This window comes from Saccharothrix sp. AJ9571 (assembly GCF_021725495.1).
GTDB lineage: Bacteria > Actinomycetota > Actinomycetes > Mycobacteriales > Pseudonocardiaceae > Amycolatopsis > Amycolatopsis magusensis.
The window spans coordinates 2,521,079-2,536,304 of record NZ_CP091382.1 but is presented as its reverse complement, the minus strand read 5'-3'; the positions used below and the strand labels follow the sequence as shown (position 1 = coordinate 2,536,304).

The following is a 15,226-nucleotide window of genomic DNA, read 5'->3' as shown; positions in this document are numbered from 1 at the left end:
GCCGCAAGAAGCCGTACTGAGGAGCTGACACACAAGGTGCCAGAGCTGGTCGTCCAACTGACCAGGGTGGGATTTCTCGTCCTGCTCTGGCTGTTCGTGCTGGCCGCGCTGCGGGTGGTCCGCTCCGACCTCTACGCGGCGTCGGGCCTGCGGGTGGCGCTGCCCAGCCTGCGCCGGAACAAGAACAAGGAGAAGAAGCCACCGCGTGGCGGGAAGGTGCCCCGGCAGATGGTCGTCACGCACGGCGCACTGGCCGGCACGCGGATCGCGCTGGACGGCCGCCCGATCCTGATCGGGCGGGCCGACGACTCGACGCTGGTGCTCGACGACGACTACGCCTCGACCCGGCACGCTCGCCTATCACTGCGTGGGGAAGACTGGTACGTGGAAGATCTGGGCTCGACGAACGGGACCTACCTCGACCGGGCTAAGGTCACAGCACCCCTCCGAGTTCCACTCGGGGTCCCCATCCGGATCGGCAAGACGGTGATCGAGCTTCGCCCATGACCCTCGTCCTCCGCTACGCGGCCCGCAGTGACCGTGGCCTGGTGCGATCCAACAACCAGGACTCCGTCTACGCCGGCCCCCGCCTGCTCGCGCTCGCCGACGGCATGGGCGGGCACGCCGCCGGTGAAGTGGCCAGCAAGGTCGTCATCGCCTCCCTCGCCCCGCTGGACGACGACGAACCCAGTGACGACCTGCTCTCGCAGCTGCGCGACGCGGTCGCCGCCGGCAACGGCGCGATCGCCGAGCTGGTCGCCAACGACCCCGACCTGGACGGCATGGGCACCACGCTCACCGCGGTGCTGTTCTCCGGTTCGCGGCTCGGCCTGGTGCACGTCGGCGACTCCCGCGCCTACCTGCTGCGCGACGGGCAGTTCACCCAGATCACCCGCGACGACAGCTTCGTCAACGAACTGCTCGAACAGGGCCGCATCACCGAAGAGGAAGCGGCCACCCACCCGCAGCGTTCGCTGCTGCTCAAGGCGCTGACCGGGCACGAGGTGGAGCCCAGCCTGACCGTGCGCGAGGCCCGCGCCGGCGACCGCTACCTGGTCTGCTCCGACGGGCTGTCCGGCATGGTCAGCGACGAGACCATGGCCGAGGCCATGCGCATCCCGGACCCGCAGGACTGCGCGGACCGGATGATCGAGCTGGCGCTCAAGGGCGGCGGCACGGACAACGTCACGGTGATCATCGCCGACGTGGTCGACGTCGACTACGGCGAGAACGCGCCGATCGTCGGTGGCGCCGCGGGCGACGGCAGTGACGACTACAACCACCAGGGCGACTCCCCGGCCGCGCGGGCCAGGGCGCTGACCGCGCCCCCGCCCCAGCCGCGGCGCCAGGACTCCGCCCCGCCCCCGGCTCCGAAGGCCCGGCGGCGGAAGCTGTTCCGCGTCTTCGGCGTGCTGATCCTCGTGCTGATCGTGCTCGCCGCGGGCACCATCGCGACCAGGTACTGGGTGCTGAGCCAGTACTACGTGGGCGCGGGCGGAGGCGACGAGGTGGTCATCTACCAGGGGGTTTCCGGCAGCGTGCTGGGTCTGGACCTGCAGGAGCAGGTGGAGGACTCGTGTGCGCCCGGCGCCAACCTGTGCGACCGGCTGCTGCTGTCCGACCTGCAGGAAGCGCCCCGCGAGGACGTGCGCAACGGGGTCCGGATGGACAGCCTGGCCGCGGCCCGCGACTACATCGACTCGCTGTGGGACAAGCGGCTGCCGATCTGCCCCGAGCCCCCGAGCCAGGGCGGCGGGATCCCGGGTGAGGTCCCGGGTTCCGGTGGCGGCCTGATCGGCGGCTTCGGCGCGCAGCAGCAGACCCCGGTCCAGCCGCCGCCGTCCTCGGCGCCGCCGGTCGAACCGTCCTCCGCGCCGGTGGAAACCCCGAGTCCGGATCGCCCGGGGGTGGACTGCCGGCTCGCCACGGGCGGCGTCCGCTGATGGCCCAGCCCACCTCCGATCCCGCCGGTCAGTACGTCACCAATCCCCCGCGTGAGCTGCCGACCCGGCGCGGGACGGAACTGACCATGCTCGGCTTCGCCTCGTTCATCGTGACCGCGGCGTTCATGCTGGTGGAGGCGAACCAGGAGCAGGAGCTGAGCCTCGCCATCCTCTGGTACGGGCTGGCCTACATGGCCATCCTCACCGTGGCGCACCTGGCGGTGCGCCGGTGGGCGCCCTACGCCGACCCGCTGATCCTGCCCTGCGTGGCCCTGCTCAACGGGCTGGGCCTGGTGATGATCTACCGGATCGACCTGGCGCTGACCGAACGGGCGCTCCAGCTCGGCCGCGAGTTCTCGCCGGAAGCACCGAAGCAGGTGATGTGGACGGTCATCGCGCTGGTGCTGTTCCTCGCCGTGCTGCTACTGGTCAAGGACCACCGCACGCTCACCAAGTACGCCTACACCTTCGGCCTGGTCGGCATCATCGCGCTGGGCCTACCCGCGGTGCTGCCCAGCTCGATGTCCGAGGTCAACGGGGCCAAGGTCTGGATCCGGCTCGGTTTCGCCCAGATCCAGCCCGGCGAGTTCGCGAAGATCCTGCTGATGATCTTCTTCGCGTCGTTCCTGGTGTCGAAACGGGACCTGTTCATGGTCGCGGGCAAGCGGGTGCTGGGCATCGAGCTGCCACGTGCGCGTGACCTCGGCCCGATCCTGATCGCCGCGGTGGCCTGCCTCGGCATCCTGGTCTTCGAGAAGGACCTCGGCACTTCGCTGCTGTTCTTCGGCGTGGTCCTGATGATGTTGTACGTGGCCACCGAGCGGATCATCTGGGTGATCGTCGGCCTCGGCCTGTTCATCGGCGGCGCGCTGATCGCCTTCCAGCTGTTCACCCACGTGCAGACCCGCGTGGCGAACTGGCTCGACCCGTTCGCCGACCCGACCGGCGACGGCTACCAGATCGTGCAGGCGCTGTTCGGGCTCGGCACCGGGGGCATCGGCGGCACCGGTCTCGGTGCCGGGCGGCCGGAGATGGTGCCCGCGTCGAGCACCGACTTCATCACCGCGGCGATCGGCGAGGAGCTCGGCTTCATCGGGCTCTGCGCGCTCCTGATGGTCTACCTGATCCTGGCCATGCGCGGCATGCGCAGCGCGCTGGCCGTGCGCGACACCTTCGGCAAGCTGCTCGGCGGTGGCCTGTCCTTCGCCATCGTGATGCAGCTCTTCGTCATCGTCGGCGGGGTCACCAAGCTGATCCCGATGACCGGTATCACCACCCCGTTCCTGTCCTACGGTGGTTCGTCGCTGCTGGCGAACTACATCCTGATCGCGCTGCTGCTGCGGATCTCCGATGCCGCCCGCCGCCCGCAGACCAGCGTGAAGCCGCGCCCGCAACAGCAGGCGCCGCTGGCCGAAGCTCATACGGTGATGGTGGAGCGTCCGAAATGAACACACCACTGCGCCGCGTCGGCGTGACCATGCTCGTGATGTTGCTGCTGCTGCTGGTGAACGCCACCTACGTGCAGTTCATCAAGGCCGAGGACTACCGCACCGACCCGCACAACGCCCGCGTGCTGCTGGACGAGTACTCCCGCCAGCGCGGCAAGATCATCGCGGCGTCCAACCTCCAGGTGCTGGCCGGGGTCGAGCCGACCGACGACAAGTACAAGTTCCTGCGCACCTACCCGGCGGGCCCGATGTTCGCCCCGGTCACCGGCTTCTACTCGATCCGGTACGGCGCCGGCGGCATGGAACGCGCCCAGGACGAGGTGCTCAACGGCTCCGACCCGCGGCTGTTCGTGCGGCGGCTCTCGGACATGGTCACCGGCCGCGACCCGCGGGGCGGGAACGTGGCGCTGACCATCAACCCGGCCGTGCAGAAGGCCGCCTACGAGGGCATGACGAAGAAGGGCTACACCGGCGCGCTGGTGGCGCTGGACCCGAAGACCGGCGAGGTGCTCGCCATGGTCTCCACCCCCTCCTACGACCCGGGCGGGCTCGCCTCGCACGACGGCAAGGAGCAGGAGAAGACCTGGACGGCGCTGGACGCCGACAAGACGAAGCCGATGCTGAACCGGGCCATCTCGGAGACCTACCCGCCCGGCTCCACCTTCAAGATCGTCACCACCGCCGCCGCGCTCGAAAACGGCATGAAGCCGGACAGCCAGATCACCACCGCGGCCAACGTCAAACTGCCCGGCACCAGCGCCGACCTGGAGAACTTCGGCGGCGCCACCTGCCAGGGCAGCACGCTCAAGGACGCACTGGCCTACTCCTGCAACACCGCCTTCGCCGAGATCGCCGGCAACCTGGGCAAGGACAAGCTGACCGACACCGCGGAGAAGTTCGGCATCGGCCAGGCCGACCTGACCGTGCCGATGCGCGTGGCCCCCTCCGGCCTCGGTGACCTGGCGGGCAAGCCGCAGCTGTACCAGAGCGGCATCGGCCAGCGCGACGTCCGGCTGACGCCGCTGCAGGTGGCGCTGCTGTCCGCGGGCGTGGCCAACGGCGGCACGGTGATGAAGCCGCAGCTGATCAAGTCGCTGCTGGCCCAGGACCTTTCGGAGATGGAGCGGTTCAACCCCGAGGAGCTGACCGACGACCCCGCGATGTCGGCGAGCAACGCGGGCATCCTGCGCGAAATGATGCTGGCTTCGGAAGCCAACACCAAGGGCGGCGGCAAGAACGACGCGCTGAAGATCGCCTCCAAGACCGGGACCGCCGAACACGGCAACGACCCGAAGGCCACCCCGCCGCACGCCTGGTACACCGCCTTCGCGCCGGCCGACGACCCGAAGATCGCCCTCGCGGTGATCGTCGAGTCCGGTGGTGACCGCGGCCTGGCCGCGACCGGTGGCACGGTGGCCGCCGAGATCGGCCGCGCCGCCATCGCCGCCGCGCTCGGGGGTGGATGAGCCGATGCTGTCCACGGGTCAGCTGCTCGCCGAGCGCTACCGGCTCACCAGCCGGATCGCGGTCGGCGGCATGGGTGAGGTCTGGCAGGCCAGCGACACCCGGCTCGACCGCACCGTGGCGGTGAAGGTGCTCAAGGCCGAACTCTCCGGGGACGCGGAGTTCCTGCACCGCTTCCGCACCGAGGCGAGGACCACGGCTTCGCTCAACCACGCCGGCATCGCCGCGGTGCACGACTACGGCGAGACCGTGGCCGACGAGCTGAGCATCGCGTATCTGGTGATGGAGCTGGTGGAGGGCGACCCGCTGGCGGCCATCCTGGCCAAGCAGGGACGGCTCTCCCCCGAATTCACCCTGGACCTGCTGGAGCAGGCCGGGCGCGCGCTGCAGGCGGCGCACGAGCGCGGGCTGGTGCACCGGGACGTCAAACCGGGCAACATCCTGGTCACCCCGACCGGCCAGGTGAAGCTGACCGACTTCGGCATCGCCAAGGCCGCCGACGCGGCGCCGGTCACCCGCAACGGCATGGTGATGGGCACCGCCCACTACATCGCGCCGGAGCAGGCGCTCGGTGCGGACGCCGAACCGGCCAGCGACGTCTATTCGCTGGCGGTCTGCGGGTTCGAGTGCCTCACCGGTTACCGGCCGTTCCTGTCGGAGAACGCCGTGACGGTCGCCATGATGCACATCCGCGACATCCCGCCGCCGCTGCCGCCGGACGTGCCGCCCGGTCTGCGCGCGCTCATCGAAGCGACGCTGGTCAAGGACCCGCGGCAGCGCTACAACAACGGCGGCGAGTTCGCCAACGCCGCCGCCGCGGTGCGCGCCGGGCGGCCACTGCCACCGCCGATCGGGCTCGCCTCCGCCTACGCGCAGGCCGCGGGGCAGCAGATGCCGGTAAACTCGCACGCGCCGGTAGGTCCCGTATCGCACCCGGCACTGCAGCCGGTACCGCCGCCGGCGCTTCCACCTGGCCCGACGACCGGCGTCGGGCCGATGGTCCCACCGCGGCGGCGCAGTCACACGGGGTTGTGGATCCTGCTGGCACTGGTGGTCGTCGCGGTGCTCGTGACAGCCGCGCTGGTGATCCCGAAGCTGCTCAGCGGCTCCGGGCGCGACACACCGTCGGGGAACGTCGAGACCAGCGAACCGGTGGGTGAACCGGGGTACGAGCCGACGGTGCAACGGCCGGCGAAGCCCAGCGAGGGGCCGCCGCACCACACGCCCCAACCGGGGCCGGGTCAGATCGAGGACGGAGACAACGCGACGGAGGGTTCCGTGCGTTCACCCGGAGACGACGGCTTGCCAGGGATGATGGACCCAACATGGATGGAACGGAACGGCACGCACCGATGAGCACACCCCGACTGCTCTCCAATCGTTACGAGCTCGGCGACACGCTCGGCTACGGCGGCATGTCCGAGGTCCACCATGGGCACGACGTCCGCCTCGGCCGCGAGGTCGCCATCAAGATCCTGCGCGCCGATCTGGCCAGGGATCCCCAGTTCCAGGAGCGGTTCCGGCGCGAGGCGCAGAACGCCGCCGCGCTGAACCACCCCGCCATCGTCGCGGTGTACGACACGGGTGAGACGGAGACCGAGTACGGTCCGCTCCCCTACATCGTGATGGAGTTCGTTTCCGGGCGCACGCTGCGCGACATCGTCAAGACCGAAGGTCCGATGACGCAGAAGCGCGCCATGGAGGTGATGGCCGACGTCTGCGCGGCGCTGGACTTCTCGCACCGGCACGGCATCGTGCACCGCGACGTGAAGCCGGCCAACGTGATGATCACCGCCAACGGCGCGGTCAAGGTGATGGACTTCGGCATCGCCCGCGCCATCCACGACGGCCAGGCCGCGATGACGCAGACCGCCGCGGTGATCGGCACGGCCCAGTACCTCTCGCCGGAGCAGGCGCGCGGGGAGTCGGTCGACGCCCGCAGTGACGTCTACGCCGCCGGTTGTGTGCTGTACGAACTGATCACCGGGGAGCCGCCGTTCACCGGTGACTCGCCGGTCGCGGTCGCCTACCAGCACGTGCGGGAGGACCCGAACCCGCCGTCGTCGGTGAACCCGGCGGTGTCGCCGGAGCTGGACGCGGTGGTGCTCAAGGCGCTGGCCAAGGGCCCGGCGAACCGGTACCAGTCGGCCGCCGAGATGCGCTCGGACATGGTCCGCACGCTGTCCGGCCAGCACCCGCTCGCGCCGATGGTGATGTCGGAGGACGAGCGCACGCAGGTGATGAACAGCCGTCGCACGCCCGCCGCCTACGACGACGACGGGTACGCCGGTGACGGCTACGACGCGGACGCCGAGGACAGGGCCAGACGCAGCAAGCGCAACAAGATCTTCGCCGCGCTCGCCGTGGTCGGGGTGCTGCTCGTGGCCGGGATGATGTACCTCGCCGGCGTGTTCGACGAGAAGAAGGAACTCGTCGCGATCCCGTCGGTCCAGGGCCAGCAGGAAGCGAACGCGTTCGAGGCGCTGCGCGCGGCGGGCCTCCAGCCGGAGAAGGAACCGGTCATCTGCAAGGCACCGCAGGCCGGTACTACGTCGCAGTGCAACAGCGACCAGATCAACAAGGTCGTCGCGACCAACCCGCAGGTGGGCGTCGAGGTGGCCAAGGGCTCGGTGGTGAAGGTGCAGATCGGCACCGCGCCGCAGAAGGTCAAGGTGCCCGACCTGGTCGGCAAGGAGCAGGGCCCGGCGTCCGACGCCGCCAAGGAGGCCGGCTTCGAGATCGACACGAACATCGAAGAGGTCGAGACCAGGGACCCCAGTGAGTACGGCAAGGTCATCGAGCAGAACCCGCGCTCGGGCGTCGAGGCCGAGCAGGGCACCTCGATCAAGCTGACCGTGGGGAAGCGGCCGAACCAGGTGCTCGCGCAGAGCCAGGTCGGCAAGAAGTTCAGCGAGGCGAAGAAGGCGCTGGAGGAGCTGAACCTGAAGGTGAACCGCAAGGACGTCACCTCGGAGAAGCCGAAGGACGAGGTCATCGCGCAGAACCCGGTCGGTGGCACGGTCGACGAGGGCACCTCGATCACGCTGGAGGTCTCGACCGGGGCCAAGGAGCAGCTCTCCATGCCGGACGTGCAGGGCGCGACCCTGGAGCAGGCGAAGAAGGCGCTCAAGGAAGCCGGCTGGAGCGGTCAGCTGGTGACCCTGGAGGACGAGGTGAACGACGACGACCTGGATGGCCGGGTCACCAACACCGACCCCTCCGGCGGCTCCACGATCACCAAGGACCAGACGATCACCCTGTTCGTCGGAAAGCTGAACCGCCCAGGCGGCCCCTCCATCCCCGGCATCCCCGGCGGCAGCTAGCCCCCTCCGCCCCCGCGACTGAGTGCTATGAGTGGGGCATTACTTGCGTTCAATGCAAGTAATGCCCCATTCATAGCGTTCGGCGTCTGAAGCCGCGCTCGCTGGTCAGGCGATGGCGGCCTTTTGCAGGGCGCGCGTGGCGGATTCGAGGTTTCGCACGGTGACGTCGGCGACCGGGTGGCCCGCGGTGGCCATCCAGTTCGCGAGCATGCGGTGGCCGCCTTCGGTGAGGACGGATTCGGGGTGGAACTGGACGCCTTCGAGCCGGAGGGAGCGGTGGCGCATGCCCATCACGATGCCCGACTCGGTCTTGCCGGTGACCTCGAACTCATCCGAAATGGTGTCGGGCAGCACGGTCAGCGAGTGGTATCGCGTCGCGGTGAACGGGCTGGGGAGGCCGGCCAGGACGCCGGAGCCCGAGTGGTCGACGCGGCTGGTCTTGCCGTGCAGCAGTTCCTCCGCGCGGTCGACCGTGGCGCCGAAGGCGACGCCGAGGGCCTGGTGGCCGAGGCACACCCCGAGCATCGGCAGGTCCCGCGAAGCGCATTCGCGGACCACCTCGATGCTCTGACCAGCGCGTTCGGGGGTACCCGGGCCGGGAGAGACCAGTACGCCGTCGAACTCGCCGAGCTTGGTGGTGTCCACCACGTCGTTGCGCCAGACCGTGCAGTCGGCGCCGAGCTGGGCCAGGTACTGGACCAGGTTGTAGACAAAACTGTCGTAGTTGTCGACGACGAGCACGCGCATGCCGTCAGCTTAGCGGCGTCCGCATGGTGGACGGGTACGCCAGATCACAGTGAAAGTTAGGATCGGCTCACCTTACCGTGGAAGCGTAGACCCATCTGCGACTCGAACGAGGTAGTGCATTGAGCCGTCCACTGCGTGTGGCGATCATCGGCGCCGGCCCGGCCGGCATCTACGCCGCCGACATCCTGGACAAGTCCGATACACCCACCCACATCGATCTCTTCGAGCGCATGCCGGCGCCGTTCGGGCTGATCCGCTACGGCGTGGCACCCGACCACCCGCGCATCAAGGGCATCGTCACCGCCCTGCACAAGGTGCTCGACCGCCCGGGCATCCGGCTGATCGGCAACGTCGACTACGGCACCGACCTCAAGCTGGACGAGCTGCGCGAGTTCTACGACGCGGTCATCTTCTCCACCGGCGCCTCGGCCGACCGCCCGCTCGACATCCCGGGCATCGACCTGCCGGGCAGCTACGGCGCCGCCGACTTCGTCTCCTGGTACGACGGCCACCCGGACGTGCCGCGCACCTGGCCGCTCGAGGCGACCAGCGTGGCCGTGCTCGGCGTCGGCAACGTGGCGCTGGACGTGGCTAGGGTGCTCGCCAAGACCGCGGACGAGCTGCTCAGCACCGAAATCCCGCCGAACGTCCACGAGGGGCTCAAGGCCAGCCCGGTCACCGACGTGCACGTGTTCGGCCGCCGCGGGCCCGCGCAGGCCAAGTTCACCCCGTTGGAGCTGCGCGAGCTGGACCACTCGCCCAACGTCGAGGTGATCGTCGACCCCGAGGACATCGAGTTCGACGAGGGCTCGATGTCCGCGATCCGCTCCTCGAAGCAGGTCGACATGGTGGTCAAGACGCTGCAGGAGTGGGCGATCCGCGACTCCCGCAACCGGCCCAAGCGGCTGCACCTGCACTTCTTCCACTCGCCGGCCGAGGTGCTCGGCGACGGGCGGGTGACCGGCCTGCGCACCGAGCGGACCGAACTCACCGGCGACGGCAACGTGCGCGGCACCGGCGTCTTCCACGACTGGGACGTCCAGGCGGTCTACCGGGCCGTCGGCTACCTCTCCTCGCACCTGGCCGAGATCCCGTTCGACCACCTCACCGGCACCGTGCCGAACCAGGCGGGCCGCGTGCTCGACATCGACGAGAACCAGGTCCCCGGCGTCTACGTGACCGGCTGGATCAAGCGCGGCCCGGTCGGCCTGATCGGGCACACCAAGGGCGACGCGGCCGAGACCATCGCCAGCCTGCTCGCCGACGCCGACACGCTCACCGGCGCGAGCCGCAACGAACCCGACGCGATCATGGACTTCCTGACCGACCGGGGCGTCCCCTTCACCACCTGGGGCGGCTGGGGCAGGCTCGACGCGTACGAGCGCTCGCTCGGCGAGCCGCAGGGCCGCGAGCGGGTGAAGGTGGTCGAGCGCGAGGAGATGCTGCGCGTCTCCCGCGGCTGACGACGGGCTGACGGGCTACTGCACCGCCACGTCGTTGAACGGCAGCAGCGGTTCCAGCCACGGGAACACCACGAACATCAGCAGGGCGACCACCGCGAGGGCCAGCACCACCGCGGTGGTCGCCCGCACCGCGAACGGGCCGGGCAGGCGCCGCCAGATCCAGCCGTACATCAGGCCTCCCCGATCGCCTTGAGCAGTTCCGGATAGCCCGCGCCCGGCGCCTTGGCCAGTTGCTTGACCAGCGCGCCGTGGATGATCAGCCGCTCCCGGTCGGAGAACTGCGGGTGGCAGGTGGTCAGCGTGACCAGTGGCGCGCGCAGGGCGGGTGAGGTGAGGCTGTCCGCGCGGTACGGCACCGGCGCGACCGCGTCCCCGCGGTCCGGGCTGACGATCCGGCGGCCGACGGTCTCCTCGTAGTCCGGCACGTCCCGCAGCGTGGGCACGCCGGCGCACTTCGCGTCGCGCCCGCGGCCCTCGGCCCAGCCCGCGAGCTCGTCCTGCTTCGGCAGCATCCGGTAGACGAAGAAGTCGGTGGCCGTCTCGACCACGATGGCGTCGCACGACTCGAGCAGGTCGAGGTCGTTGAACGGGGCGCCCTTGCCGACCCGGTGCCCGGCGACGGCGAAGTTGCCCGGCTCACCCGGCCACGCGGTGTCCTTGTAGTGCCCCGGCCCGACCTCCAGCGCGTCCGCGCCGACGCCCTCCTGGATGGTGAAGCGGTAGTCCGGGCCGAACGCGGGGATGTAGAGGCGCGCGAAAGCCTGGCCGTCCGCCGGGTCCAGGTGCAGTTGCCGCTGCGGGTCGGCCCACTGCCCGTCGAGCGAGGCTTCGGCGTCGGCCTGCTTCTCGGCGGAGAACCAGTCGGTCACCACCAGCTCGTAAGTGACGAACAACAGCACGACGATACCGAGCGTTATCAAAACTTCACCGACCGTGCGAACGCCGGTTCGCCAGCGGGGATCGGCGCGTTCGGCCGTCCTGACCGGGCCGGAATCGGGCCCGACGAGCTCGCGCTCGCCGTCGGACACCGCCACAGGGGCTCCCTTCGCGCCAAATCTCGGCCGGACGGAGTAGTCGTCCCCCGTTCTTGCCCGGCCCCGATTACGTTAACGTGTCGGGGTGGCCCTGGTTGCGCACCGGCCACCCGAACGAGCCCATGAGCAGCGAGGACTCCGATGCCCAAGTCCAAGGTCCGCAAGAAGACCGCCTACACCCCGCCCACCGACCGGCGCACGCCGGTCAAGGTGCGGGCAGCCGGTCCGTCCCCCCTGATCTACAAGATCGTCATGTTCGGCCTGATGCTGCTCGGGCTGGCCTGGCTCGTGGTGAACTACCTCGCCAGCGACAAGATCGCCTTCATGACCGAGCTGGGCAACTGGAACTTCGCCATCGGCTTCGCGCTGATGATCTCCGGTCTGCTCATGACGATGAAGTGGCGTTGATCGGCCGAGTGGCGGCTTGACAGCGAATAACACCAGTGTGACTAGTCCCCAGTGTGGATAAGCCCTGTGGATAACCAGTCGGCAAGCTGGGCGCCGAGACCAGCGCTCGTCGGGGTCGGCTGGCTGCTCGCCGCCCTGGCGACCGCCGCCGCCGTGCTCACCGGCTTCTCCGGCGACCGCGCGGGCCCGGTGCTGTTCGGCGTCGCCGCGCTCGCACTGGCCGGTTTCGCGGCCAACGGGAGCGCCATCCGGCCGAAGCTGAGCGCGGACGCGCACGGCGTCCGGGTGCGCACGCTCACCGGCGACCACCGCCTCGCGTGGTCCCAGGTCCGCGTCCGGCTGGTGAACACCCGACGGCTCGGCCGTGAGGTGCCGACGCTGGAGATCGAGTGCGAGGACATCCCGCCGCACCTGCTGGTGCTGGGCTGGGTGGAACTGGGCACCGATCCTCGCGACGTGCTCGACGTTCTCAGCGCGCTACGAGCTCGCAGCTGAGACCGGGTCCTCGCAGACGATCTCGCCGCTGCCGCGCACGACCCCGCACACCTGATCGCCGAGCTGGGCGTCCCGGACCAGGATCATCGCGGCCAGCGCGACCGCGATCAGCACCAGCGCGATGACCTGGTAGCGCAGCTGGTTCACCTGCGGCGCGTAAACCATCGCCGCCACCGCGACCGCGCCGATCACGAAGCCGCCGAGGTGGCCGAGGAACGAGATGTTCGGGATGGAGAAGGTCAGCACCAGGTTCAGCCCGATGGTGACCAGCGCCATGGTGGGGTTCAGCTTGAGCCGGAAGACCGCGATCAGCACGCCGCCCATCAGCCCGAAGATGGCGCCGGAGGCACCCACCGTCGGCTGGCCGACGTCACCGAAGACGAACTCCGCCACCGAGCCGCCGAGCAGCGAGAGGAAGTAGACGGCGAGGAACCGGCCGCGGCCGAGCAGCGTCTCCATGTCCCGGCCGAGCACCCACAGCGCGAGCATGTTCATCGCGATGTGCAGCAGGCCGAAGTGCAGGAAGCCGGAGGTGACCAGGCGCCACCACTCGTCGAAGAAGGTGATGCCGTAGGGCCACAGCGAACCCTGGGTCATCAGGTCGGCACCCGAGTTGTTCATCGGGTTGCCCGTCTGGACCACGGTGGCGATGAAGACCAGCACGTTGACCGCGATGAGCACCGGCGTCACGACGGGCTTGCGGACCCGGGCACCGGCCACCGTGCGGGCGCCATACCCGGCGGCCTCGTACTGCTTGCGCTGCGTCCGGTCGTGGACCTGCCCGGCCTGGACGCAGTCGACGCACTGCGAGCCGACCGAGGCCTCCCGCAGGCAGTCCGGGCAGGCCGGCCGGTCGCAGCGGACGCAGCGCAGACCGGTCTGCCGCTTGGGGTGCCACCAGCAGGCGGGCAGGGCCTGCTCGTACGCGGGCCCTGAAGGCGGGGGATACGGGGGCTGAGTCACGATGTGTCCAACTTACCCGCATCCACCCCCTGCTTCAGCGCTGTGAGCTCAGCCCAGCGAGATGCGCTCGATGACCACGTCGTTCAGCGGGCGGTCCGCCGGGCCGGTCGCGGTGCGGGCGATCTGGTCGACCACGTTGCGCGACTCCTGGTCGGCCACCTCACCGAAGATGGTGTGCTTGAAGTTCAGGTGGGTGGTCGGCGAGACGGTGATGAAGAACTGGGAGCCGTTGGTCCCGGGGCCCGCGTTCGCCATGGCCAGCAGGTACGGCTTGTTGAACTGGAGCTCCGGGTGGAACTCGTCGCCGAACTTGTAGCCGGGGCCGCCGCGGCCGGTGCCGGTCGGGTCGCCGCCCTGGAGCATGAAGCCGTCGATCACGCGGTGGAAGATCGAGCCGTCGTAGAACGGGCCCGAGTTCTCGCCCTTCGCGTTCGGCTGGGTGTAGTCCTTGCTGCCGTCGGCCAGGCCGGTGAAGTTCGCCACCGTCTTGGGCGCGTGGTCGGGGAACAGGTTCAGGTGAATGTCGCCTTGGTTGGTGTGCAGCGTCGCCTTGCGCGCGCCACCGGCGGGGGATCCGTTGCTTTCGGTCACGGGGCCAATCGTGCCATCTGCGGCGGGATCCGCGGAAAAGGGGCACGATAGGTTAAGGGGAACCAGACAGATGCCAGACGAATCGACGGAAGGTGAAGGCCATGACCCGGGCCTCAGAAGCGGTGGGTGAGTCGGTGAAGACCGGGCTGTCCACGGCACGCAAGCGCGCTGTAGAAGCCGGAACCCAAGCCGCTCAGGTGGCCGAGCTCCGGCTCGCCGAAGGCGCCGAAGTGGCACGCAAGGAAGGACGCCGGGCCAGCAAGAAGCTGGCCAAGCAGGCCAAGAAGACCGGCAAGGACCTGGCGCGCACTTCGCAGTCCGCCCGCAAGGAGGCCGCCGAGCGCATCGCCGAGATGCGCAAGCCGGGCCGCAAGGCCAAGAAGGCCGCGATCAAGGCGGCCAAGTCGGCTGGGCAGTCCAAGCGGCGGGGCAAGAAGGACTTCAAGGCCGCCAAGAAGGACTTCAGGGCCGCGCTGATCGAGGCGAAGATCGCCGCCAAGGGCGACAAGAAGCGCAGCAAGTGGCCGTGGCTGATCGGGATCGCCGTGGTGGCGGCCGGTGCCGCGCTCGCACTGCGCTCCAAGCCCGAACCGCCCATCGCCCCCGCTCCGCCGCGCACCGGCGGGGACGGCGGCACCAAGCCGCAGGCTCCCAAGCCCTCGACCACCCCCGAGGCGCCCAAGGCCGCGGCACCGGCACCGGCACCGAAGCCCGCACCCACCCCGGCGCCGACCCCGGCGCAGGGCAAGACCGCCACTCCGAAGGCGCAGGGGGCCAACGGCCAGCAGGCCCAGCGGACCTCCGGCACCGAGAAGAAGAACTGACGCTCCACGAACAAGAGGGCCCCCGGGACGTTTCCCGGGGGCCCTCTCTATCGCTCAGTCAGCGAGTCACGCGGTGGCGGCGTGCTTGTCGATCAGCTTGCCCAGGCGGGGCAGGGCCTCTTCGACGTTCTTCTTGCCGTTCGGGCGCAGCTTGCCGTAGACCTTCTTGATGCTGTCGCGGCTGCTCTTCTCCGCACGGGCGTCGGTGACACCCAGCAGCGCGTCGGCGGCCTCGTCCGAGCGGCCGGACAGGTAGGTGCCGAAGTCGGCGCCGCCCTTGGCCTTGTAGTCGCCGTAGAACGGCTCGAGCGCGGCCGCGAAGTCGTCGAGCAGGGTGTCGACGGCGGCGGGGATGATGCCCGGCTTGATCTTCTTGACGGCCGCGTAGCCGGTCTTGACGACCGCGCCCGAGACACCGCCCTTGTCCGAGACCTCTTCGTCCACCAGGGTCTGCAGGTCGGTCACGACAGCCGGACGACGACCGGAGTCAAGCAGGATTTCCTTCAGGGTTTCAGCCACGGCT

Annotated in this window: 16 protein-coding genes; 10 read left to right on the top strand and 6 right to left on the bottom strand. The window is 69.6% G+C overall.

The window, feature by feature from the left end; all coding sequences use genetic code 11:
* The first annotated feature begins 36 nt into the window (after window positions 1-36).
* From L3Q67_RS11135 to pknB, 6 genes are read left to right on the top strand one after another with little or no spacing between them, the layout of a single operon-like run.
* Entirely contained in the window at window positions 37-507 is a 471-nt protein-coding gene (locus L3Q67_RS11135; protein WP_499189434.1) for an FHA domain-containing protein FhaB, read from the top strand.
* A complete protein-coding gene (locus L3Q67_RS11130; protein ID WP_499189433.1) occupies window positions 504-1,943 on the top strand; it encodes a PP2C family protein-serine/threonine phosphatase in 1,440 nt (479 codons plus the stop codon). Before L3Q67_RS11135 ends, L3Q67_RS11130 begins: the two co-directional genes overlap by 4 nt.
* Window positions 1,943-3,391 carry an FtsW/RodA/SpoVE family cell cycle protein gene (locus L3Q67_RS11125; protein ID WP_499189432.1) on the top strand — a complete coding sequence of 483 codons (1,449 nt, stop codon included), beginning with the start codon at window positions 1,943-1,945 and terminating at the stop codon, window positions 3,389-3,391. Before L3Q67_RS11130 ends, L3Q67_RS11125 begins: the two co-directional genes overlap by 1 nt.
* Window positions 3,388-4,857 carry a penicillin-binding protein 2 gene (locus tag L3Q67_RS11120; RefSeq protein WP_499189431.1) on the top strand — a complete coding sequence of 490 codons (1,470 nt, stop codon included), beginning with the start codon at window positions 3,388-3,390 and terminating at the stop codon, window positions 4,855-4,857. Before L3Q67_RS11125 ends, L3Q67_RS11120 begins: the two co-directional genes overlap by 4 nt.
* Before the next feature lie 4 nt (window positions 4,858-4,861).
* On the top strand, window positions 4,862-6,211 hold the full coding sequence (locus L3Q67_RS11115) for a serine/threonine-protein kinase (RefSeq protein WP_499189430.1): 1,350 nt from the start codon (window positions 4,862-4,864) through the stop codon (window positions 6,209-6,211).
* Complete coding sequence (gene pknB, locus L3Q67_RS11110; protein ID WP_499189429.1) at window positions 6,208-8,178, top strand: Stk1 family PASTA domain-containing Ser/Thr kinase; 1,971 nt, start codon at window positions 6,208-6,210, stop codon at window positions 8,176-8,178. Before L3Q67_RS11115 ends, pknB begins: the two co-directional genes overlap by 4 nt.
* 105 nt (window positions 8,179-8,283) lie before the next feature.
* Here the strand turns inward: pknB and L3Q67_RS11105 are convergent, their stop codons facing one another.
* A complete protein-coding gene (locus L3Q67_RS11105) occupies window positions 8,284-8,925 on the bottom strand; it encodes a type 1 glutamine amidotransferase family protein (RefSeq protein WP_499189428.1) in 642 nt (213 codons plus the stop codon).
* A 146-nt stretch (window positions 8,926-9,071) separates the two neighbouring features.
* On the opposite strand from L3Q67_RS11105, the gene L3Q67_RS11100 reads away from it, so the two are divergent.
* A complete protein-coding gene (locus tag L3Q67_RS11100) occupies window positions 9,072-10,388 on the top strand; it encodes a ferredoxin--NADP reductase domain-containing protein (protein ID WP_499191499.1) in 1,317 nt (438 codons plus the stop codon).
* Between the two features lie 15 nt (window positions 10,389-10,403).
* Here L3Q67_RS11100 and L3Q67_RS11095 read toward each other — a convergent pair whose 3' ends face one another.
* Both L3Q67_RS11095 and L3Q67_RS11090 read right to left on the bottom strand, forming a co-directional pair.
* Window positions 10,404-10,559, bottom strand: coding sequence for a hypothetical protein (locus L3Q67_RS11095; RefSeq protein ID WP_282772830.1), 156 nt, complete (start codon window positions 10,557-10,559; stop codon window positions 10,404-10,406).
* Complete coding sequence (locus L3Q67_RS11090) at window positions 10,559-11,422, bottom strand: class E sortase (protein WP_499189427.1); 864 nt, start codon at window positions 11,420-11,422, stop codon at window positions 10,559-10,561. Before L3Q67_RS11090 ends, L3Q67_RS11095 begins: the two co-directional genes overlap by 1 nt.
* A gap of 141 nt (window positions 11,423-11,563) precedes the next feature.
* Between L3Q67_RS11090 and crgA the strand changes: the two genes are divergently transcribed.
* Window positions 11,564-11,830: a cell division protein CrgA gene (crgA, locus tag L3Q67_RS11085; RefSeq protein ID WP_209663390.1), complete on the top strand. Its 267-nt coding sequence runs from the start codon at window positions 11,564-11,566 to the stop codon at window positions 11,828-11,830.
* Between the two features lie 66 nt (window positions 11,831-11,896).
* The gene (locus tag L3Q67_RS11080; protein WP_499189426.1) at window positions 11,897-12,325 is read left to right on the top strand and encodes a PH domain-containing protein; all 429 of its coding nucleotides are present in this window, start codon (window positions 11,897-11,899) and stop codon (window positions 12,323-12,325) included.
* Here L3Q67_RS11080 and L3Q67_RS11075 read toward each other — a convergent pair.
* Together L3Q67_RS11075 and L3Q67_RS11070 are read right to left on the bottom strand one after the other, a co-directional pair.
* Entirely contained in the window at window positions 12,308-13,288 is a 981-nt protein-coding gene (locus L3Q67_RS11075) for a rhomboid family intramembrane serine protease (protein ID WP_499189425.1), read from the bottom strand. The two genes, L3Q67_RS11080 and L3Q67_RS11075, sit on opposite strands and share 18 nt — an antisense overlap.
* A 48-nt stretch (window positions 13,289-13,336) precedes the next feature.
* Window positions 13,337-13,888: a peptidylprolyl isomerase gene (locus tag L3Q67_RS11070; protein WP_395906088.1), complete on the bottom strand. Its 552-nt coding sequence runs from the start codon at window positions 13,886-13,888 to the stop codon at window positions 13,337-13,339.
* Window positions 13,889-13,980: 92 nt separating this feature from the next.
* Here L3Q67_RS11070 and L3Q67_RS11065 point away from each other — a divergent pair, with 92 nt between their 5' ends.
* Complete coding sequence (locus L3Q67_RS11065; RefSeq protein ID WP_499189424.1) at window positions 13,981-14,703, top strand: hypothetical protein; 723 nt, start codon at window positions 13,981-13,983, stop codon at window positions 14,701-14,703.
* 66 nt (window positions 14,704-14,769) lie between these two features.
* Here the strand turns inward: L3Q67_RS11065 and L3Q67_RS11060 are convergent, their stop codons facing one another.
* The gene (locus L3Q67_RS11060; RefSeq protein WP_499189423.1) at window positions 14,770-15,222 is read right to left on the bottom strand and encodes a DUF6918 family protein; all 453 of its coding nucleotides are present in this window, start codon (window positions 15,220-15,222) and stop codon (window positions 14,770-14,772) included.
* Window positions 15,223-15,226: the final 4 nt, after the last annotated feature.